This window comes from Vibrio sp. BS-M-Sm-2, assembly GCF_041504345.1.
In the GTDB taxonomy this organism is placed as follows: Bacteria; Pseudomonadota; Gammaproteobacteria; order Enterobacterales; family Vibrionaceae; genus Vibrio; species Vibrio satsumensis.
Window position 1 is genome coordinate 1224011 of record NZ_CP167894.1, and the last position, 21921, is coordinate 1245931.

Genomic DNA, 21921 nt, shown 5'->3' on the forward strand with positions numbered 1-21921 from the left:
AACCCTGTGTTTATTAAGACATTCAAACTTAAGCGATTAAAATTTGAACAAATATATTTATTAGCCTGAGATTACCCCATTTAAACAAAAGATTCCCGACTACGCTCCTTCGTCGCTTTCAGGAATGACGACTAAATTGATTATCGAGAACGTAAAACTCACTTACAAAAAAGGCCTCACCGAAGTGAAGCCTTTAGAATCATTTGCTGTGTCGCTTATTGAGCTGGGCGTGGGCAAATTTCAGATTCTGGAAAGAAGAATTCGATTTCGCGAGCTGCAGACTCAGGGCTGTCGCTGCCGTGTACTGAGTTGTAGCGCATGCTGATTGCGTAATCAGCACGGATAGTGCCGCACGCCGCTTCTTCTGGGTTAGTTTTACCCATTAGTTCACGGTAACGAGCGATCGCGTTTTCGCCTTCAAGCACTTGAACCATGATAGGTCCAGAAGTCATAAACTCTTTAAGAGCTGGGAAAAACTCTTTACCTTCGTGTTCAGCGTAGAAGCCACTCGCTTGCTCTTCAGTAAGACGAACCATCTTAGCAGCAATAATTTCTAGGCCTGCTTTTTCGATACGGTGGTAGATTTCACCAACAAGGTTACGCTTAACTGCATCCGGCTTAACAATTGAGAACGTTCTTTCTAGAGCCATAGGGATTCCTTCACTTCATTTTTTTGTTATTAAATACTGAAATTACTGAGATCTTTCGATCTTAGCTTTATGAATGAGCGGCACAAAATACCGCTCACCCTTATTATTATTTTGCTTGGTCGATAAGAAGACGAGCCAGTGTGCGAACGCCCATACCCGTTGCGCCTGCCGCCCACTTGTCACTTGCTGACTTACGGTAAGTACCTGCGCAATCCATATGAATCCAACCTTTTTTGTAGTCATCTACAAAGTAAGAAAGGAACGCAGCCGCTGTACTTGCACCCGGTGTGTAATCGCCCGTGCTGATGTTTGACAGATCAGCAAAGTTTGAAGGCAACATACCACGGTGGAAATCAGCAAGAGGCAGTGGCCATAGGCCTTCTTTCTCTTGGTTTGCCGCCGTCAGCGCTTGGTGAGACAACTCATCGTCGAAGCTTAGTAGTGCGTGGTAATCATTACCTAATGCATTTTTAGCTGCGCCTGTTAGCGTTGCACAATCGATAATCAACTCAGGATTTTGTGCACTTGCGTACATCAGACCATCAGCAAGTACCAAGCGACCTTCCGCATCGGTATTCATGATCTCAACTGTCTTACCATTTTTGTAAGTAATGATGTCGCCAAGCTTCAATGCGCGACCAGAGATCATGTTCTCTGCGCAACATAGAATAAGCTTGATACGCTTATTCAGACCACGTTCAATCGCTAGACCTAAACCACCAGTAATCGTTGCTGCGCCGCCCATGTCAGCCTTCATCGCTGTCATGAATTGACCTGGTTTAATGCTGTAGCCGCCCGAATCGAACGTAATACCTTTACCCACTAAGCAAGCAAATACAGGTGCGTTTTCATCGCCTGTTGGGTTGAAGTCCAGTTGCAGCATTGCTGATGTACGCTCAGAGCCACGGCCTACCGCGTAGATGCCTTCCCAACCTTCAGTTAGGAGATCTTTGTCTTTAACGATTTTTGCTTTTACTGTGCCCGCTGGCGCCACTGATTTGATGTATTCAGCTGCCATCGTCGCTAATTGACGAGGCGCCACTTCTTCAGCGGTTTTGTTGATAATGTCACGCGTCCAGTCAGTTGCACGAATACGAGCTTCAAGCTCAGTTTGATCAGCTTCTGAAAGAGCATCCCATTCCAATGCATTCTTTTTCTTTGGTCCACGGTAGCCTTGGTAGAAAGCCCAAACGCTTTCTAGATCCCAACCTTCACCACGAAGTGAAACGAATGCGATACCTTGTCCGTCAAGCGTACGACCAGCACGTTGAACTGCGCCTAGATCGTGGCCTTCACCAATGTGAATGGTCGCTCCTGCTTCTGAGAACGATAAAATAGCTCTTGCTCCCCACTGAGGCTGGGCAGCTTCTTGACTTAAAAATACTGACATCTGTGTAGACATGATTTCTCCTTGTCATGAACCACTTTGAGTGTGTGATTCTGATTATTTTTTATTAGCGCACTGATGTTAGCATTATGTAGGAGGAAAATGTCATTTTGATAAAAAAACGGACCATAAGGTCCGCTTTTTTTGGTAAGAATTGTTAACTTGGCTGCGTTTTATATTTGACTGATACCAACCCGCGACCAAGTAATTAGACAAGAGGATTAATCCATCTCATCCATCCAGCATAAAATAATAGCCTCTAAGATTTTCTCATTCGAGTGGTTAGGCTCGTCATCGAACTCTTCAAGGTCTAATACCCATTGGTGTAAATCGGTAAAACGTACCGTTTTAGGATCAGTATCAGGGTACAAATCACATAGCTCAATTGCGATATCTCGCGAATCAATCCACTTCAAGCTCATAACACTTCCTTATATTTATTAGCGACGCTTGGTCGCCTTTATGATCTATATTTTAGGCCAGTTTTGTTAAACCGTAATATCAGTCATGGCGAAACCACCATGACCATAGAGAAGTTCTTAGTGATCTTCAGACGCTAGGTTCAATGTGTACTTTGGAATCTCTACTACAAGATCTTCATTAGCCACTTTTGCTTGGCAACCAAGGCGAGATTCCATCTCTAAGCCCCATGCTTTATCTAGCATGTCATCTTCTAGATCATCACTCTCTTCTAAAGAATCAAAACCTTCACGAATCACAACGTGACATGTCGTACATGCACATGATTTTTCACATGCGTGTTCAATACCAATACCGGCCTTCAGTGCAACATCAAGAACCGTCTCACCAGTTTTTGCTTCTAAAACAGCGCCTTCTGGACATAGATCTTCGTGAGGTAAAACAATAATCTTTGGCATGTTTATCTATTCTCTAACTATTAAATATTATCGACTGACTGACCTGACAGTGCAGCACGAATTGATTTATCCATACGACGAGAAGCAAAGTCTTGACTCGCTTTGTCGGTATTCTTAATTTCTAGTTCAATGGCATCGGCATTATCGCCATTACGCGCTTCAATCAGTGCTTCAATCGCTTGAACCAGTTGTTGTTTGCCTTGCTCATCCAGCAGCTCATCGCCATCAGCTTGCATTGCAGCAATTAGGCCTTCAATAACGCGATCCGCTTCTACGCGTTGCTCAGCAAGAGCACGCGCTTGCATGTCTTCTTTTGCAAACGTCATCGAGTCTTTCAGCATGCTCGCTACTTCGTTATCACTTAGGCCATAAGAAGGCTTAACTTGGATTTCAGCTTGAACACCCGTGCTCTTCTCCATAGCGGTGACCGATAGTAGACCATCTGCATCTACTTGGTAAGTCACACGAATATGCGCCGCACCAGCAGTCATCGGCGGGATACCTTTAAGAGCAAATCGAGCCAGTGAACGACAGTCATCAACCATCTCACGTTCACCTTGAACGGTGTGCACTGTCATTGCAGTTTGACCGTCTTTGAACGTGGTAAATTCTTGTGCGCGAGCAACTGGGATTGTGGTGTTACGAGGGATGATCTTTTCGACCAAGCCGCCCATGGTTTCGATGCCAAGAGACAGGGGGATAACGTCCAGTAGCAGCATTTCAGAATCAGGCTTATTACCGACTAAGATATCCGCTTGAATCGATGCACCAATCGCAACCACTTCATCAGGGTTAATGCTGGTTAATGGCATACGACCAAAGAAGTCACCCACCATTTCACGTACAAGCAATGTACGAGTTGAACCACCCACCATCACGACTTCTAGTACTTCATCCGCGTCAACTTCCGCATCTTTCAGTGCACGACGGCATGAAAGCAGTGTTTTCTTAACTAGAGGTTTAATGATCGCTTCGAACTCATCACGAGTTAATGAACCAGACCAACCTAGTACGTCAACCTCAACGCTTTCCGTTTCAGATAAGCCAATCTTCGCTTCTGTTGCGGCATCGAGAAGAATACGATTCTGTTCTGCAGTTAGCTCTGATAAGCCCATTTGCTCTTGGAAATGATCCGCAACTAAATGGTCAAAGTCATCGCCGCCTAATGCAGAGTCGCCGCCTGTTGCTAAAACTTCAAAGACACCTTTAGAAAGGCGTAGGATAGAGATATCAAACGTACCACCACCTAAGTCATAAACAGCAATTACTCCTTCTTTACCTGAATCCAAGCCGTAAGCAATCGCAGCTGCAGTGGGTTCATTAAGAAGACGTAACACGTGAAGACCAGCAAGTTGCGCCGCGTCTTTCGTACCAGCACGCTGTGCATCATCAAAGTAAGCAGGAACGGTAATAACAGCACCAGATAACTCGCCACCAAGTGTTGATTCAGCACGTTGACCTAGCGCTCTCAGAATGTCTGCTGATACTTGAATTGGGTTCTTGTTGCCTTGTTCTGTGCTAATCACAGGCAGACCATTATCACTTTCTTCAAACTGATATGGCAGAGACGGGTATCGCTGTTGGATATCTGACAATGAACGACCGATTAATCGCTTAACTGAGATAATGGTATTTTTAGGATCAGTCTGTGCATTTGCACGAGCTTCATCACCAGTCGTGTACGACTCTGACGTATAGTGAACAACGGAAGGAAGAATACTGCGACCTTGTTGATCAACCAGTGTGCTCGCCTCACCACTGCGCACTGCCGCAACCAATGAGTTTGTTGTACCTAAATCAATACCCACAGCAAGCTTGTGCTGGTGAGGAGCGGCGCTTTGCCCTGGTTCTGCAATCTGAAGTAGTGCCATGGATGTGTCCTTGTTATACGAACTAGCCGATCAGACGATCTTCAACTAACTCGATTTCATTCTTTAATTTTGCAATAAACTTAAGCTTTCTTACTCGGTCTGCAGCTTCTAACCAAGCTTCGCTGTCGAGTTCTTGTTGGATAGCGCTTAATTGTTGTTTATACATTTTGCTAACCTTTCCTTCAAATGCAAACAAAGCATCTTCAGGTTCAGAACTGTCGGCGATCTCTTCAAGCTCTTCACGCAATTCCATTTGCTCCATTAGGAACATAGGATCTTGCATGGTCTGCTGCTCGCCGCGAATATCCTCACCATGTTGCACTAACAGGTATTCAGCTCGGCTGATTGGATTCTTCAACACCTGGTACGCATCGTTAATTTGCGCAGCTTTTTGCACGGCTAATAGGCGATCACGCTCAGAAGCTGTGGCAAATTTATCAGGGTGGAATTGGCGTTGCAGATCTCTAAACTGAGAAGAAAGAAGGCTACCATCCAGTTGAAACTGAAGTGGTAGCCCAAATAATTCGAAATGATTCATGTAACGGTGGTCCTAAGTTTAGGCTCTTTAAACAGAGCCTAATTTTATTCTTCGCTCACTATAAACGCTCTACGATTGAGGCGTTTATACATTGAAGCTCTCACCACAACCACATTCGCCTTTCGCGTTCGGGTTGTTGAATTCAAAACCTTCGTTTAGGCCTTCTTTTACGTAATCAAGCTCAGTACCGTCTAGGTAAACTAGGCTCTTTGGATCAATGATGACCTTAACACCTGAATGCTCGAACACTTCGTCTTCTTCGTTAAGCTCATCAACGAATTCCAGTACATACGCCATACCCGAACAGCCAGTAGTTTTTACCGCTAAGCGCAACCCGATACCTTTACCTCGGTTATCTAGGAAAGCTTGAACTCGGCTTGCTGCCGTATCTGTCATGGTGATGGCCATACTACAACCTTGTGTTTTATATAAATTGAGAACTCAGGGGGAGCACAAAGGATGCTCCCAAATATTACTTTTTTGAAGTGATTACGTTGTAGAAGCGATTAGTGCTTCTTTTTGTAATCCGCAACTGCTGCTTTGATTGCATCTTCAGCAAGAATTGAACAGTGAACTTTCACTGGTGGCAATTCTAGTTCTTCTGCAATTTCAGAGTTTTTGATAGCCGCTGCTTCATCAATACTCTTACCTTTAACCCACTCAGTTACTAGTGAGCTAGAAGCGATTGCGCTACCGCAACCGTAAGTCTTGAATTTTGCGTCTTCAATAATACCTTCTGCAGATACTTTGATTTGCAGTTTCATTACGTCACCACAAGCTGGTGCGCCAACCATGCCGCTACCTACACTTGGGTCTTCTTTATCAAACGAACCTACGTTACGTGGGTTTTCGTAGTGATCAATTACTTTTTCGCTATATGCCATGATAGTTACCTCGAATCCTCTATTTCCGTGAGATTAGTGATGAGCCCACTCAACTGTGTTCAAATCAATCCCTTCTTTATACATATCCCATAGAGGAGACATGTCGCGTAATTTGTTTACCGCTACACGGATTTGTGCAATCGCGTAGTCGATTTCTTCTTCCGTTGTGAAACGGCCGAATGAGAAACGTACTGAGCTGTGTGCCAGTTCATCGTTCAGACCAAGAGCACGAAGAACGTATGAAGGCTCTAGGCTTGCTGATGTACATGCAGAACCTGATGATACTGCTAGGTCTTTTAGAGACATAAGCAGAGATTCACCTTCAACGAAAGCAAAGCTCACGTTTAGGTTGTGTGGTACACGTTGGTCTATGTCACCGTTTACCGTTACCGCTTCTAGATCTTGAACACCTTTCAATAGGCGCTCACGAAGTGCTAGTGCGTGATCGTAATCTTTCTGCATGTCTTGCTTAGCAACAGCACAAGCTTCGCCCATACCCACGATTTGGTGAGTAGCAAGCGTACCTGAACGGAAACCACGCTCATGACCGCCGCCGTGCATTTGTGCTTCAAGACGAATACGTGGCTTACGACGAACGTAAAGTGCACCGATACCTTTAGGGCCATACATTTTGTGAGCTGAAAGTGAGATTAGGTCAACTTTCATCTCTTGTACGTCTAGTGGGATTTTACCCGCAGACTGAGCCGCATCAACGTGGAAGATGATCTTGCGTGAACGACATAGTTCGCCGATTGCAGAGATATCTTGGATTACACCAATCTCGTTGTTAACGTGCATGATAGAAACTAGAACAGTGTCTTCACGCATTGCAGCTTGTAGCTTGTCTAGATCGATGATGCCGTTTGCTTCTGGCTCAAGGTAAGTTACCTCAAAACCTTCACGCTCTAGTTGGCGACATGGATCAAGAACCGCTTTGTGTTCTGTTTTGCACGTAATTACGTGCTTACCTTTCTTCTCGTAAAAGTGCGCTGCACCTTTAATAGCAAGGTTATCTGACTCTGTAGCACCAGAAGTGAAAACAATTTCACGTGGGTCTGCATTTAGTAGGTCAGCAATTTGCTCACGAGCATTATCTACTGCTTCTTCTGCCTGCCAGCCGTAACGGTGTGAACGAGATGCAGGGTTACCGAAGTTACCGTCCATCGTCATGCACTGAACCATTTTCTCAGCAACTCGTGGATCGACTGGGCATGTAGCTGAATAGTCAAAGTAAATAGGCAGTTTCATTTTCTACTCCAATGTAAAAACTGACCGCTAAGAGCGGGCATTAACACCGTGAGGTGCTGCACTAATCGTTGTAGTGCTCGTATTTTTATGTGCAAAACCATTATTAACCGCAAGATCGATATCTTGGCGATCAGAAATTTCTAAAACTTCGTTATCTTTCATTAGCTCACCGAGCGTAATGTCGTTTAAGAAGCTGCTGATTCGGGAGCTTAAATCACGCCATAGAGTGTGAGTTAAACAACGACTACCACCTTGGCAATCTGCTCGACCGTGACACTTAGTCGCATCCACTGATTCGTCTACTGCTGCAATCACAGTTCCGACAGCGATGTCGCTCGCTTCAGCACCTAAACGGTAACCACCACCAGGGCCGCGAACACTAGCAACTAAGCCAGCTTTACGTAACTTAGAAAATAGTTGCTCTAAGTAAGATAACGAGATGCCTTGTCGCTCTGAAATGTCAGCCAGAGGAACTGGGCTTTTTTGCGAATGCAGTGCTACATCTAGCATAGCTGTTACCGCATATCTTCCTTTAGATGTAAGTTTCATATCACACCGTATCCACATTGTTTATGTGGTTGGAATCTTCCCATACCCGACTAAATTGGTCAAGTATTTAGTTGACTATTTTAGTCAGGTATTCACCCTTAACTATTGTATGGGCTTTATTTGTCGTTTTTGCTCTTCTCAATCGAAGTCAAAATACCGCGAAGCGTGTTGATTTCTTGCAGTTCTGGACGAGCACGACTAAATAGACGACGTAGCTTGTTCATCACCTGACCCGGCTTATCCTTAGAGATAAATTGGGTATCGATGATCACTTTTTCAAGGTGTTCATAGAACATTTCTAGTTCATCGTGACGTGGGTACTCATCTTGTTGCTGTGGCTGATATTGGCTAGCCACCATATCAAGGTGTGCAACACGTACTTCGTAGCTGAGTGTCTGTACTGCCATTGCTAGGTTTAGCGAGCTGTATTCCGGGTTAGCCGGAATGCATACATGGTAATGACACTTCTGAAGTTCATCATTAGTTAAGCCAGTACGTTCACGGCCAAATACTAATGCTACTGGGTGCTTCTGACCTTCAACCGCAAACTTTTCACCACACTCACGAGGCTCAAGCATTGGCCATTCAAGCGTACGAGAGCGAGCACTTGAACCAACAACCAAGCCACAGTCTTTTACTGCTTCTTCAAGAGTAGAAACAATCGTCGCGTTTTCTGCGATGTCACCTGCACCAGCAGCCAGTGCTAAGGTCTGCTCGTCAACTTCACATTGAGGGTCTACAAGAACTAATTGACTCAAACCCATCACTTTCATTGCGCGAGCTGCTGATCCGATATTTCCCGAATGAGACGTACCAACCAGAACGACTTTTACATTGTCTAACATGCTATATGACACCACTTTAAAAATAATCGCGAGATATTAACACATAGCAAAGTAAAATGGTCAGACCCTTCGCGGAATGTGAAACCAAGAGTTCAAAAAATAACCACTTCCCTTTTGGTAAAACTTTGGTATACTCGCCGCCGCTTTAAATTGTTCTTTAACATCTTGTGGGAAAAACCATATGCATCCAATGCTAAACATTGCGATACGCGCTGCGCGTAAAGCTGGCAACCATATTGCTAAATCTCTAGAAACAACTGATAAGATCGAATCGTCTCTAAAAGGTAACAACGATTACGTTACTAACATTGCTCAAGAAGCTGAGTACATGATTATTGAGACAATCAAAGCATCTTACCCAGAGCACAGCATTATTTCTGAAGAGAAAGGCCTGACTGAAGGTAAAGACTCTGACGTACAATGGATCGTTGACCCACTAGATGGCACCAACAACTTTGTAAAAGGTTTCCCTCACTTCTCTGTATCTATCGCTGTTCGTATGAACGGTCGTACAGAAGTTGCTTGTGTTTATGACCCAATGCTAAACGAGCTATTTACAGCTCAACGTGGCGCTGGCGCTCAACTTAACAACGCTCGTATGCGTGTTACTCAACTAAAAGACCTTCAAGGTACTGTTCTAGCGACTGGTTTCCCATTCAAGCAAAAACAACACTCTGAATCTTTCATGAAGATCATCTCTGGTCTATTCATTGACTGTGCTGATTTCCGTCGTACAGGTTCTCCTGCTCTTGACCTATGTTACCTAGCAGCTGGCCGTGTTGATGGTTACCTAGAACTTGGCCTTAAGCCATGGGATCTAGCAGCTGGCGACCTAATCGCTCGTGAAGCTGGTGCTATCATGACTGACTTTGCTGGCGGTACTGATTACATGACTTCTGGTAATGTTGTTGCTTCAAGCGCACGTGGTGTTAAGTCTATTCTTAAGCACGTTCGTGAGAACGCTAACGAAGGTATGCTGAAGTAATTCAGACCTTACGTTAAAGCTCTCTTATAGCAGAGCGTAGAAATTCTAAAGCCTCGCGATTGCGAGGCTTTTTTGTATCTGCGATTCCAAGATGCGAGATGCGAGATTGATATGCGAGCAGAATAGCGCTTAAGACATTAAGTGCAACTCACTTCGACCGTAAAATTTGTATTGAGTTTTCCTACAAAATGCAGGCATAAAAAAACCGCTAGTTACCTAGCGGTTTTTCTGGTTTAGCGAAACTTGTTAAGCCAAGGCCTAAGGCATTTCGTCAAACTCTTCACCTTCTTTTTCTACTTGTGGTGGCATTAGGTGTTCACGCGTAATACCCAACTTCATTGCTAGTGCAGATGCAACGTAGATAGAAGAGTAAGTACCAACAGTAATACCGAGTAGAAGTGCAGTTGCGAATCCGTGAATCATAGCGCCGCCCTGAACGAACAGTGCGATAACTACGAATAACGTTGTACCAGAAGTGATCAATGTACGGCTCAATGTTTGTGTGATTGAGCTGTTTAGTACTTCAGGTGCTTCGCCTTTACGCATCTTACGGAAGTTCTCACGAATACGGTCAAATACAACGATGGTATCATTGAGGGAATAACCGACTACCGTTAGCAATGCCGCGACAATGGTTAAGTCCACTTCGATTTGCATCATCGAGAACACACCCAGTGTGATGATAACATCGTGCGCCAATGCTAATACCGCACCCGCCGCCAAACGCCATTCGAATCGCGCTGACACGTAGATCAAGATACAGATAAGAGAAACTAGGATAGCAAGGCCACCCGCTTCTGTTAATTCGTCACCCACGTTAGGACCAACGAACTCGATACGACGCATTTCAACTTGCTCACCAGTACCGCTCTCAATCGCAGAAAGGATTTGGTTACCAAGCGTTTCGCCCGCTACGCCATCACGTGGACGTAAACGAACCATTACATCACGAGCTGAACCGAAGTTCTGTACCGTTGCATCACCAAAGCCTTCTGCTTCTAGTGCACTACGGATATCAGGAAGATGTGCCGGTTGTTCAAAACCAACTTCAATCAGAGTACCGCCAGTAAAATCTAGCCCCCAGTTCAACGATTTCGTTGTTAGGGTGAAGATAGCAGTACCAATCATCAAGATAGAAAAAACAAAGGCAACCTTTGACCAACGCATAAAGTCGATCATTTTGTCTGCTTTTAGAATCTGAAACATATTAATTCCTAGCCTTAGATCGACAGTTTTTTAACGCGTTTACCGCCATACATCAGGTTCACGATACAACGTGTTCCGACAATAGCTGTAAACATTGAAGTCAAGATACCGATAGACAGCGTTACCGCGAAGCCTTTGATAGCACCAGTACCCACAGCAAATAGAATGATTGCTGTTAGTAGTGTGGTGATGTTGGCATCGGCGATTGTGCTGAATGCGTTCGCGTAACCTTGATGAATCGCTTGTTGTGGACTGCGTCCATCTCGAAGTTCTTCACGTATACGCTCAAAGATAAGAACGTTGGCATCAACTGCCATACCGACCGTTAATACGATACCGGCAATACCTGGCAGGGTCATGGTAGCCCCCGGAATCATCGACATAACACCGATAATCAACACCAAGTTAGCCATTAGCGCAACGTTCGCAATCAAACCGAAAGTACGGTAGTAAAGCAGAGTAAACAACATTACTGCAGCCATACCCCAAACCATCGCCATGATACCCATATCGATGTTTTGTTGCCCCATAGATGGACCAATCGTACGTTCTTCTACAATCGAGATAGGCGCAATCAATGCACCAGCACGTAGTAGAAGTGCCAAGTTATGAGCTTCAGCCGTTGAGTCGATACCTGTAATACGGAAGTTACGGCCTAGCGCAGATTGAATCGTCGCTTGGTTAATTACTTCTTCGTGCTTACTTAAGATAACTCGACCTTCCGGTGTTTTACGACCGCTGTCTTTGTACTCTGCAAATACCGTTGCCATTAGCTTACCGATATTCTGACGAGAGAATGCAGACATCTTGCTACCACCTTCGCTGTCTAGCGAGATGTTAACTTGAGGACGACCATATTCATCAACACTTGAGCTTGCATCCGTAATACTCGAACCGCCTAGAATAACGCGTTTCTTAAGTACCACAGGGCGACCATCACGATCTTGCTTGATTTCGCTACCCGCAGGAGCACGACCAGAAGCGGCAGCGGCTAAGTCAGCACTGCTATCCACTTCACGGAACTCAAGTGTCGCAGTCGCACCAAGAATTTCTTTAGCGCGAGCCGTGTCTTGAACACCAGGCAATTCCACTACGATACGGCTAGAACCTTGACGTTGAACCAAAGGTTCAGCAACACCAAGTTCGTTTACACGGTTACGTAGAATAGTAATGTTTTGCTCAACCGCGTAGTTACGGATTTCTTGAAGACGAGCCTCTGTAAAGCTTGCAACCAAAGAGAAGCGACCGTTAGATTCAGAATCTACGAACGTCATATCTTGGTGCTTAGATTGCAGTAGCGATTTGGCTTCAGCAAGCTGTTCTTCGTTACGTAGGATCACTTCAACCGCATCTTTACCAGATGGGCGAATCGCACGGTAACGGATTTTCTCTTCACGAAGTTCACTGCGGAATGCTTCTTCTTGTTGGCCAACCAACTTTTGCATCGCAGCGTCCATATCCACTTCCATTAAGAAGTGAACACCACCACGTAGGTCAAGACCAAGTTTCATTGGCGCTGCGCCAATAGATTCAAGCCAATCAGGAGTTGAAGCCGCTAGGTTTAAAGCAACGATAACGTCATCGCCTAGTGCTTCTGTGATGATATCACGGGCACTAATTTGCGTATCTGTGTCGTTAAAGCGAACAAGAATGGAACCGTTTTCGAGAGCAACGGATTTAGTAGAAAGGTTTTCTGCTTCAAGAGCATTGGTGACAGCATCCAGCGTAGACATATCTACAGAGGCGCCGCGCGCCCCTGTAACTTGAACTGCCGGATCTTCACCGTATATATTTGGAAGAGCGTACAACGCAGCGATAGCGATGGCAAACACCACCATCAAATACTTCCATAACGGGTAACGGTTTAGCACAGCGAGGATCCTCTAGCTGTTTATAGAGATTTCAGAGTACCTTTTGGTAGCACTGCTGTAACGAAGTCTTTCTTGATAACTACTTCGTTGTTTGCATTCAGTTCGATAGCAACGTAGTCGCTGTCTTCAGCAATCTTAGTGATCTTGCCGATTAGGCCGCCGCTTGTAAGAACTTCATCGCCTTTGCCCATAGAAGACATAAGGTTCTTGTGTTCTTTAACACGCTTAGCTTGTGGACGGTAGATCATGAAGTAGAAGATCACAGCGAACATACCTAGCATGATAAGCATTTCGAAACCGCCGCCTGCTGGTGCACCTTCTGCTGCTGCGTGAGCTTGAGAAATAAACATTTAAAACATCCTCTATTTATATTTTCGTAATTGTTTGTCTAATTGGGTCGCATCCCTTTATTTTCAAGCCCCATCACTCGGAAGAGAGATAGGGCTCGCAAAAAAGAAATACTAAGATTCTTTACCTAGTGGTGGCACTTCACGCCCCATTCTTGCGTAGAACTCTGCAACGAACTCTTCAAAGCGATCTTCATCGATAGACTGACGAATGTCTGACATTACTCGTTGATAGAAACGCAGGTTATGAATCGTGTTCAGTCGAGCACCTAGGATTTCGTTACAACGATCCAAATGGTGTAAGTACGACTTGCTGTAGTTCTTACAAGTGTAACAGTCACACTCTGAATCTAGTGGTGTTGTATCGGTTTTATGCTTCGCATTACGGATCTTGATCACACCTTCAGTCACAAACAGGTGGCCGTTACGTGCATTTCGCGTTGGCATTACACAGTCAAACATGTCGATACCACGACGAACACCTTCAACTAGGTCTTCTGGTTTGCCTACACCCATTAGGTAACGTGGCTTATCTTCAGGCAGTTGAGGACATGTGTGCTCAAGAATGCGGTGCATATCTTCTTTTGGCTCGCCTACTGCTAGGCCGCCAACTGCATAACCGTCAAAACCAATTTCAGTTAGACCTTTAACAGATACATCACGAAGGTCTTCATACACACCACCTTGAACGATGCCGAATAGTGAGTTCGGATTTTCAAGCTTGTCGAAGTGGTTGCGTGAACGCTCAGCCCAACGAAGAGACATCTCCATTGAGTCTTTTGCTTCTTTGTGTGTCGCTGGGTACGGCGTACACTCATCGAAGATCATTACGATGTCTGAACCTAGGTCTTTTTGGATTTCCATAGACTTCTCAGCGTCCATGAAGATCTTGTCACCGTTTACAGGGTTACGGAAGTGAACACCCTCTTCAGTGATCTTACGCATTGCGCCTAGGCTGAACACTTGGAAGCCGCCTGAATCAGTCAGGATAGGACCGTGCCAGTTCATGAAATCGTGCAAGTCGCCGTGCATTTTCATGATTTCTTGACCAGGACGTAGCCATAAATGGAATGTGTTACCTAATAGAATTTCAGCGCCTGTGTCTTTCACTTCTTCAGGTGTCATACCTTTTACAGTACCGTAAGTACCTACAGGCATGAATGCTGGGGTTTCAACGGTACCGCGTTCAAACTGAAGTTGACCACGACGTGCGCCGCTATTAGTTTTTTTAAGTTCGTATTTTAATTTCACGAAGCCTCCAATATGCCAGAGAAACAATCTGACTGTTAATTCAGAACCTTAAGCCAAACAAAAGTTCAGTTTAGTGGGTTCTATGAGGAGCGGTCGCGTATTCCTTGCGAGAGATTAGACAGACACCCTGCCCGACTCCTAGCTTACTGCTAGCACCCGTAAATTCTGTTTATATCGTTTATAACCAGCTTAAATTAGCTCGTTTTCTTATTGATGAACATGGCATCGCCGTAGCTGAAGAAACGATATTCGCTCTTCACCGCGTGATCGTATGCGCCCATCACATGGTCGTAGCCAGCAAATGCACTTACCAACATAATCAGCGTTGATTCTGGCAAGTGGAAATTGGTAATCAAGCAATCCACCAACTGGTACTCATAACCAGGGAAGATGAAGATTTCTGTATCACCAAAGAAAGGAACTAACTCAGTGCCGTTTTTCAGTGCATCTTGAGCCGCACTTTCGAGTGAACGTACAGATGTTGTGCCGACAGCGATAATACGGCCGCCACGAGCTTTTGCTGCAGCTACAGCGTCAACCACTTCTTGCGGTACTTCAACGTACTCAGCATGCATGTGGTGATCATTGATATTATCGACTTTTACCGGCTGGAACGTGCCAGCACCAACGTGAAGTGTCACGTAAGCAAACTCGACACCTTTAGCTTTCATACCAGCCATTAGCTTGTCATCAAAGTGAAGACCTGCTGTTGGCGCTGCAACCGCACCCGGCTTTTCATTATAGACAGTTTGGTAGCGCTCTTTATCTGCATCTTCATCAGGACGATCGATGTAAGGAGGCAGTGGCATGTGACCAACACTGTTAAGAATCTCTAAAACGCTTTGATCAGATGTGAAATGGATTTCAAATAACGCATCGTGACGCGCCACCATTTCAGCTTCATACTCATCGTTCTCACCAAGGAACAACTTGGTGCCCGGCTTCGGTGATTTAGAACAACGAACATGCGCAAGAATGCTTTTCTCATCAAGCATACGTTCAACCAACACTTCAAGCTTACCGCCTGATGCCTTGCGACCAAATACACGAGCAGGAATTACTCGAGTGTTATTGAAAACGACAAGATCGCCTGGCTCAACCAAGTCTAAAACGTCTTTAAACGAACCATCAGCTAGGTTACCGCTATTGCCATCTAATTTAAGCAGGCGGCTTGCTGTACGCTCCTCTTGAGGGTAGCGAGCAATGAGTTCATCTGGTAGGTCAAAGTGAAAATCTGAAACTTGCATGTGTCTAGTCTTGTCTTAGTTGATGAGATTTGTGCCATTAACGAACTATAAATCGTAGTTGCTGAACAATGGTTACGGTAAGTCAATCGTTACCGGAAACACATCGCAAACACGACTAAAATTTTCGCAGTGGGCTAGTATAGGCACACGAGCCGCAATAGCAAGGTTTACAGCAATGGATTATTGTAAAGAGGCGTAAAATAATGCTACTGATTCACCTCCTTAAACTAAAAAATTAGTTGCATAAAACTCACTCAAAAATGCGTCAGATCTCAGTTATTTTTGGGATAAAAAACTATAGTAATAGTAACAAATAAAAAAAGAAGGAGGTTCGTATGATCAAGGTTGAAGATATGATGACTCGCAACCCTCATACTCTATTGCGCTCACACTCACTGGCCGATGCTAAGCACATGATGGAAGCACTTGATATCCGCCATATTCCGGTCGTTGATTCCGACAGAAAGCTGCTTGGTGTGGTGACTCAGCGAGATGTTCTCGCAGCTCAAGAATCCAGCCTACAAAATATCCCACAAGCTCAATCTTTTACTCTTGCCACCCCCCTCAACGACATCATGCACAAAAGTGTTATGTCTGTAGAACCTCGTGCAGGATTGAAAGAATCGGCTATCTATATGCAGAAACACAAAGTGGGCTGTTTACCTGTCGTAGAAAACCATGAACTAGTGGGGATTATTACAGACAGCGATTTCGTCACGATAGCGATCAATTTGTTAGAGCTACAAGAAGAAGTCGAGCCAGAAGAAGCGGAAGTAGAGTAACGCTCGGAAGTGATATAAAGAAGAGCGGCCAATTAAGCCGCTCGAAGGGATTTTTTGTCGATACGGACTATTATAAAAGCTCAGAAACCACATCTGCTAATTGATGGAAGGTTTCACGACGTGACGAGCTTGGACGCCAAACAAGGCCTATATCTCGATACGCTTGCTGACCTGGGGGATCAATCACCACTAGGTTTTGATTTTCCAACAAGCCGTGATCAATCGCCATTTGCGGAATAAAGGTGGTCCCTAAACCATTTGCTACCATTTGCACTAATGTATGAAGACTCGTCGCTGTAAACGGGTTTATCTTCTCTTTATCCGTTAACTTACAAGCTGACACCGCGTGCTCGGTTAAACAATGCTCGTTCTCCAACAAAAATACAGACTCATCTGGCAAGTCATCATATTTAATCGGTACCCGAATACCATCGGCTTGAGTTCGACTGATCACCATTCTAAAAGGATCTTGCCCAACAACTTTGCTTTCCATGTTGTCGATATCGACAGGCAGGGCCAGAATCAACACGTCTAACTCACCATGACGCAATGCTGCGAGCAAATTCGTTGTGGTGTCTTCACGTAACAATAAATTTAGCTGAGGGAAACGTTGATTGGCTTCTTGTACCAAATCGCACAAAAGGAACGGTGCAATGGTAGGAATACACCCTACTCGCAGCTGCCCTTGCATCGCATCTCCATTACATAGATTTCCAAGTTCAACCAAGTCTTGTCCTTTCGCCAATAACTCTCGACCGTGCTTCACCACCAACTCTCCCGCTTGAGTAAAAACGAGCGGACTCTTTTTATCTTTCTTTTCATACAGAGGGCAACCGATAAGCTCTTCTAGGTTTTGAATACCTTTACTTAGAGTAGACTGGCTAACGAAACAGCGATCAGCTGCGTCGCTAAAGTGGCGTGTTTCGTGAAGAGTAACAAGATAGTGAAGTTGCTTAAGACTTGGCCATTTATTCATGAAATTACTTTGTAATATGAGTAGGATAAGTTACGTAAAGGTCATGAGACCTAAGAACAGGACAAAGAATAAGCTTATCGCTTTTTTCGATTAACTTAATCTATTTAATTCGCTTTTTTCTATAGTACCGATTGTACTATAGTTTGTCGCGTAGAAACGGAGCCCAAACAAAGATGTGTTGGGCCAACTAATTTTTTAGGAGATTCCAAAATGGTACTAGTAGGTCGTCAAGCCCCTGACTTTACTGCAGCAGCTGTTCTAGGTAACGGTGAGATCGTTGATAACTTCAACTTCGCAGAATTCACTAAAGGTAAGAAAGCTGTAGTTTTCTTCTACCCACTAGACTTCACTTTCGTTTGTCCTTCAGAGCTAATCGCTTTCGACAACCGTCTTGAAGATTTCCAAGCTAAAGGCGTTGAAGTAATCGGTGTTTCTATCGATTCTCAATTCTCTCACAACGCATGGCGTAATACTGCTATCGCTGATGGCGGTATCGGTCAAGTTAAATACCCTCTAGTTGCTGACGTTAAGCACGAGATCTGCAAAGCATACGATGTTGAGCACCCAGAAGCAGGCGTTGCTTTCCGTGGTTCTTTCCTAATCGATGCTGACGGTCTTGTACGTCACCAAGTAGTTAACGACCTTCCACTGGGTCGTAACATCGACGAAATGCTACGCATGGTAGACGCACTAAATTTCCACGAGAAGAACGGTGAAGTTTGTCCTGCACAATGGGAAGAAGGTAAATCAGGTATGGACGCATCTCCAAAAGGTGTTGCAGCATTCCTATCTGAGCACGCTGACGACCTAAGCAAGTAATTACCTCTTAAGCCCGAACTCAACGCGGGTTAATGGTTGGAAGACTCTCTATAAAGAGAAATAAAGCATAAGCTAATAGCGCAAAGCGCACCGCCAATCAGTTAAGAAGTAAAGTCTTATTCAAAGCCCGAAGTTCACGCTTCGGGCTTTTTGCATCTATTGCTTCAATAATGATTTATTCCTCGCTCATATCCACTATGAATAGAGGTAACCGCAAAGCCAAACTTTACCTCTATTTTCCTCTATCTCTACCTATTCAGAATCATCCCAAGATTGCTATGATTTCATCAGTATCTTTTTAAACGGATAAACATGATGAACATCGAAATTGAAGTCTGTATCGATAACTTAGAATCTCTACACAACGCGCTGTCTGGCGGCGCAAATCGCATTGAACTTTGCTCCTCACTAGCACTTGGCGGGTTAACTCCTAGCTTCGGTATGATGAAACAAGCGGCAAGAGTTTCGTCCGTTCCTGTCTACGCTATGATACGACCAAGACAGGGCGACTTCATTTTCGATGATGACGATATGCTCTGTATGCTTGAAGATATTGAAGCTTGTGCGAGTGCAGGATTGAATGGGGTCGTACTTGGCGTGTTAGCGCCTAATGGAAGTATTGATATGCCAAAAATGCAGCAACTGGCTGACAAAGCGCACTCATTAAAGCTTGGGATTACGTTTCACAGAGCCATTGATCAAAGCTCTGATTACCAAACAACCTTAGAACAGGTCATCGCACTTGGATGTGAAAGGATCCTGACATCAGGGCTTGCTGTTAATGCTGAGCAAGGCATCAATATCTTGGCAGAGATGGTTAAACAGGCCGATAGTCGAGTCGACATCATGGCAGGGGCTGGCGTCAACGCAACGAATGCGAAAATGATTCATAGCACCACCCAAGTACCTGCACTTCATCTTTCAGGTAAATCGACAAGACCGAGCCTAATGGAAAGCAACTCAAGTGCTCAAATGGGCAGTGATGATATTGATGATTATCAGATCCCCGTGACTGATGCGAATAAGATATCCGATGTAAGAGCTGCCCTTACCGCTTTAGGACAATAGTCGCTACCAAAAATCGAAAAGAACCACGCTGACTAATCTAACTGACTGACGTATATTAGATTTAATAACGCAGTAAACCTTTCATGGACAGATATGGCTAAAGACTTATTCAGCTCTCTCGATTTAAACTTGTTACGTACCTTTCTGGTTGTTTATCAAGAAAAAAACACCAGAAAGGCGGCAGAACGTTTATTCGTTTCTCAGCCAGCAGTTAGCCAAGCCCTACAGAAGCTAAGATACCACTTCAATGATGACCTTTTCGTTAAAGTTCATGGAGGTTTGCAGCCTACCGCTTTCTCAGAACAGCTCACTAATCAAATCAAACCGTTCATGGACGGTCTATCTATCGCGATTAATGCATCGAACGCTTTTGACCCGAAAGAGATTGACTACACGTTGAAAATAGCCCTATCTCCAGTGGTACTTTCTTGTCTGTCCGGCTCACTTTTTAAAGATATAAGAGCACAAGCACCAAACGCTAAACTAAAGCTTGTTCCATGGTCAAACTCGTCTGTCTCAGATATACAAAAAGATGAGGTTTTGATGGGAGTAAGCTATTTAGGAGAAAAGACAAGTAAAGAAGTCTATACAAGGCAGCTCATTGAATTAACAGGACGTATATTTGTTAGGCAAGATCACCCTTTAAAGCAAGATACCGTAACTCCATATGATATGGCAGGGTACGATATCGCTTCATTAGTCACACCAGGTTGGAATGACAATTTTAGCTTAGCGTCTCAGATTCTAACCGACCTTTCCATCGAGCATAGTATAGGTTTCCGCAGCGAATTGGTCATGGCTCTAATCGATGTCATTCAACATACTGATATGTACATGCCCCATTCCAACCTATTCCCAGTAGAGAATTATCCGAACCTACGTGGAATTGACGTTTTAATAGATGGCGAACCTCCCAAAACTCCTGTTTACTGTCATTTTCATTCAAAGAATAGAAACTCGTTGCTAACAAATTGGCTTTTTGAACTGATACAAAAAGCTTTATTAAAGCAGATCGATAAGCAGAACTTATAATTCATATGCGAATCTCTACTTAGCCTAAAGATAAGGCACTGTTTAGTATCTACTCCATCGACAAGGAGTCTACTTTGGTGCAGGACGCAATAACTTAGATATTAAGAGCGTCATATGAAAATGTTAACAAAAACACTTACCTTGATTGCAGTTGCTTCTACTTCCTCAGCCTTCGCTCAACAAGATTTCTCGGGCCACCGTATTGGTTTAGGTGTTACATCTAGCGAAATCGACAATCTAGATTCTAACGACTCTAACAGTGACTTAGGCAATGGGTTAAAGCTTGAGTATGGTTACGATATTAACCGAATTATTGGCGTTAACATTGCTATGGATACAAGCAAGGACGACGAAAGTTACGCCGGATATGGATACGACTCTAAAGTTTCAACCTTCAAATTAGACTCGGATATCGGCTACGCGTTTTTCTTAGACGGGTTTAGCATCAAACCTTACGGGGCTATTGGCCTTGCTCGTGTTGAGGATAAGCTTACTTTAAAAGAGCCAGGGAATAGCATGACTCTTAAAAATACAGAAACATCGCTCCTACTTGGTACTGGAGTAAGAGCAAACTTTGATTTTGGCCTATACAGCGATCTACGATTCAACTTCATCATGATGGATGACTATGATATCGAACAGCTGTCTCTGACTGTTGGCTATAAGTTCTAACCTCTCTCGCCATCAAGCACACTATTTTGCTCACAATCACTTCTTATTGTGAGCAAAATTATTAACACCGTCTCTGTTCGAGTCTCGTGAGTTACTCTTCCGGACGCCAGCTCAGTGCACTCGCGATAGTACCAATAACTAGCGTATCTTTCTCATCATCATTAAGTTCAGGCATCATCTGTAAAGTTAGCATTCCATTCGTCTGAGCGGCTGCTACCTCTTGTGAAACTTGTTTAAAGCTATACCCTAAAGGTTTTTCAACTGACATCAAAAGGTCTTTGCTTGAGTGGACAGTTTCTACATCATATTTACTCGACCCAACTCGTATGTAGCCAGCTTCTTTCTTCTCTAAACTAACTTTAATCATCCCAGATTGAGGCTCTAAGACGAACTCTCCTACTTTCTCATTCCTTTGGGTTACAGAGCAGCGATAAGGCTTATTGCCACCGAAATCAACACCCATATAGTTAACTGAAGTCCCACCGCCAGAACAAATTAAGTTCCACACCTGACCATTGTCGTTTCTAGTGATCTCAGCTGCAAGCTCTCCGTCTTTAAAAGAGACAGTATCAAACCATGTTGAACTTGATGAGTTTCGACTGTATTTGCCTTGATACATACCTGCAATATCAAACGTTCCTTCTTGTCCCAATCCCCAGAAGTCACCATCTGTTTTAATAATAAGTTGCGGTTGCTTACTAACCACTTCTGATTTGTCCATGATGGCAACGCTGCCGCACGCTGTTAACGTGAAAAGAGGGGACAAAACTAAAAGAAACTTTTTCATACTGATATCTACCTGAAAAATAAATGTG

Annotated in this window: 24 protein-coding genes; 6 read left to right on the forward strand and 18 right to left on the reverse strand. The window is 44.2% G+C overall.

Features of this window, described 5'->3' with window-relative positions:
• Window positions 1-215 precede the first annotated feature (215 nt).
• The 11 genes from ndk to trmJ form a co-directional block, all read right to left on the reverse strand.
• The gene (gene ndk / locus AB8613_RS05535) at window positions 216-650 is read right to left on the reverse strand and encodes a nucleoside-diphosphate kinase (protein WP_016797173.1); all 435 of its coding nucleotides are present in this window, start codon (window positions 648-650) and stop codon (window positions 216-218) included.
• A gap of 106 nt (window positions 651-756) precedes the next feature.
• Entirely contained in the window at window positions 757-2052 is a 1296-nt protein-coding gene (gene pepB, locus AB8613_RS05540; protein ID WP_146489674.1) for an aminopeptidase PepB, read from the reverse strand.
• A gap of 206 nt (window positions 2053-2258) precedes the next feature.
• Window positions 2259-2459: a Fe-S cluster assembly protein IscX gene (gene iscX / locus AB8613_RS05545; RefSeq protein WP_004740335.1), complete on the reverse strand. Its 201-nt coding sequence runs from the start codon at window positions 2457-2459 to the stop codon at window positions 2259-2261.
• A 117-nt stretch (window positions 2460-2576) separates the two neighbouring features.
• On the reverse strand, window positions 2577-2915 hold the full coding sequence (gene fdx / locus AB8613_RS05550; RefSeq protein ID WP_017629863.1) for an ISC system 2Fe-2S type ferredoxin: 339 nt from the start codon (window positions 2913-2915) through the stop codon (window positions 2577-2579).
• Window positions 2916-2935: 20 nt separating this feature from the next.
• On the reverse strand, window positions 2936-4786 hold the full coding sequence (hscA, locus tag AB8613_RS05555; protein ID WP_372384632.1) for a Fe-S protein assembly chaperone HscA: 1851 nt from the start codon (window positions 4784-4786) through the stop codon (window positions 2936-2938).
• Window positions 4787-4808: 22 nt separating this feature from the next.
• Window positions 4809-5324 carry a co-chaperone HscB gene (hscB, locus tag AB8613_RS05560; protein WP_146489672.1) on the reverse strand — a complete coding sequence of 172 codons (516 nt, stop codon included), beginning with the start codon at window positions 5322-5324 and terminating at the stop codon, window positions 4809-4811.
• Between the two features lie 84 nt (window positions 5325-5408).
• Entirely contained in the window at window positions 5409-5732 is a 324-nt protein-coding gene (iscA, locus tag AB8613_RS05565; protein ID WP_010440519.1) for an iron-sulfur cluster assembly protein IscA, read from the reverse strand.
• 98 nt (window positions 5733-5830) lie between these two features.
• Window positions 5831-6208 carry a Fe-S cluster assembly scaffold IscU gene (iscU, locus tag AB8613_RS05570; protein ID WP_004735094.1) on the reverse strand — a complete coding sequence of 126 codons (378 nt, stop codon included), beginning with the start codon at window positions 6206-6208 and terminating at the stop codon, window positions 5831-5833.
• Between the two features lie 33 nt (window positions 6209-6241).
• The gene (locus tag AB8613_RS05575) at window positions 6242-7456 is read right to left on the reverse strand and encodes an IscS subfamily cysteine desulfurase (protein WP_327784199.1); all 1215 of its coding nucleotides are present in this window, start codon (window positions 7454-7456) and stop codon (window positions 6242-6244) included.
• Window positions 7457-7483: 27 nt separating this feature from the next.
• The gene (iscR, locus tag AB8613_RS05580) at window positions 7484-8005 is read right to left on the reverse strand and encodes a Fe-S cluster assembly transcriptional regulator IscR (protein WP_010440512.1); all 522 of its coding nucleotides are present in this window, start codon (window positions 8003-8005) and stop codon (window positions 7484-7486) included.
• Between the two features lie 116 nt (window positions 8006-8121).
• Window positions 8122-8850, reverse strand: a complete 729-nt coding sequence (gene trmJ, locus AB8613_RS05585) for a tRNA (cytosine(32)/uridine(32)-2'-O)-methyltransferase TrmJ (RefSeq protein ID WP_123301608.1) — start codon at window positions 8848-8850, stop codon at window positions 8122-8124.
• A gap of 181 nt (window positions 8851-9031) precedes the next feature.
• Between trmJ and suhB the strand changes: the two genes are divergently transcribed.
• A complete protein-coding gene (suhB, locus tag AB8613_RS05590; protein ID WP_017062836.1) occupies window positions 9032-9835 on the forward strand; it encodes an inositol-1-monophosphatase in 804 nt (267 codons plus the stop codon).
• A gap of 258 nt (window positions 9836-10093) precedes the next feature.
• Here the strand turns inward: suhB and secF are convergent, their stop codons facing one another.
• The 5 genes from secF to queA form a co-directional block, all read right to left on the reverse strand.
• Window positions 10094-11041, reverse strand: coding sequence for a protein translocase subunit SecF (gene secF, locus AB8613_RS05595; protein WP_372384633.1), 948 nt, complete (start codon window positions 11039-11041; stop codon window positions 10094-10096).
• A gap of 14 nt (window positions 11042-11055) precedes the next feature.
• Window positions 11056-12912, reverse strand: a complete 1857-nt coding sequence (gene secD / locus AB8613_RS05600; protein WP_081090147.1) for a protein translocase subunit SecD — start codon at window positions 12910-12912, stop codon at window positions 11056-11058.
• A gap of 20 nt (window positions 12913-12932) precedes the next feature.
• Window positions 12933-13262: a preprotein translocase subunit YajC gene (yajC, locus tag AB8613_RS05605; RefSeq protein WP_010440492.1), complete on the reverse strand. Its 330-nt coding sequence runs from the start codon at window positions 13260-13262 to the stop codon at window positions 12933-12935.
• Window positions 13263-13373: 111 nt separating this feature from the next.
• A complete protein-coding gene (gene tgt, locus AB8613_RS05610; RefSeq protein ID WP_017056177.1) occupies window positions 13374-14510 on the reverse strand; it encodes a tRNA guanosine(34) transglycosylase Tgt in 1137 nt (378 codons plus the stop codon).
• A 194-nt stretch (window positions 14511-14704) separates the two neighbouring features.
• Window positions 14705-15757, reverse strand: coding sequence for a tRNA preQ1(34) S-adenosylmethionine ribosyltransferase-isomerase QueA (gene queA / locus AB8613_RS05615; RefSeq protein ID WP_285954980.1), 1053 nt, complete (start codon window positions 15755-15757; stop codon window positions 14705-14707).
• A gap of 335 nt (window positions 15758-16092) precedes the next feature.
• On the opposite strand from queA, the gene AB8613_RS05620 reads away from it, so the two are divergent.
• Window positions 16093-16539, forward strand: coding sequence for a CBS domain-containing protein (locus AB8613_RS05620; protein ID WP_017070674.1), 447 nt, complete (start codon window positions 16093-16095; stop codon window positions 16537-16539).
• 70 nt (window positions 16540-16609) lie between these two features.
• Here the strand turns inward: AB8613_RS05620 and AB8613_RS05625 are convergent, their stop codons facing one another.
• Window positions 16610-17515 carry a hydrogen peroxide-inducible genes activator gene (locus AB8613_RS05625; protein ID WP_146489667.1) on the reverse strand — a complete coding sequence of 302 codons (906 nt, stop codon included), beginning with the start codon at window positions 17513-17515 and terminating at the stop codon, window positions 16610-16612.
• A 210-nt stretch (window positions 17516-17725) separates the two neighbouring features.
• Here AB8613_RS05625 and AB8613_RS05630 point away from each other — a divergent pair, with 210 nt between their 5' ends.
• The 4 genes from AB8613_RS05630 (at window position 17726) to AB8613_RS05645 (ending at window position 21106) form a co-directional block, all read left to right on the forward strand.
• Window positions 17726-18334 (forward strand): peroxiredoxin C, encoded by a 609-nt coding sequence (locus AB8613_RS05630; protein WP_004740353.1) that lies wholly within the window; start codon window positions 17726-17728, stop codon window positions 18332-18334.
• Window positions 18335-18649: 315 nt separating this feature from the next.
• Complete coding sequence (locus AB8613_RS05635) at window positions 18650-19402, forward strand: copper homeostasis protein CutC (protein ID WP_146489705.1); 753 nt, start codon at window positions 18650-18652, stop codon at window positions 19400-19402.
• 93 nt (window positions 19403-19495) lie between these two features.
• Window positions 19496-20434, forward strand: a complete 939-nt coding sequence (locus tag AB8613_RS05640; protein WP_372384634.1) for a LysR family transcriptional regulator — start codon at window positions 19496-19498, stop codon at window positions 20432-20434.
• A gap of 114 nt (window positions 20435-20548) precedes the next feature.
• Window positions 20549-21106, forward strand: a complete 558-nt coding sequence (locus AB8613_RS05645) for a porin family protein (RefSeq protein ID WP_327784205.1) — start codon at window positions 20549-20551, stop codon at window positions 21104-21106.
• A gap of 91 nt (window positions 21107-21197) precedes the next feature.
• Here AB8613_RS05645 and AB8613_RS05650 read toward each other — a convergent pair whose 3' ends face one another.
• A complete protein-coding gene (locus AB8613_RS05650; RefSeq protein WP_285954976.1) occupies window positions 21198-21893 on the reverse strand; it encodes a hypothetical protein in 696 nt (231 codons plus the stop codon).
• Window positions 21894-21921: the final 28 nt, after the last annotated feature.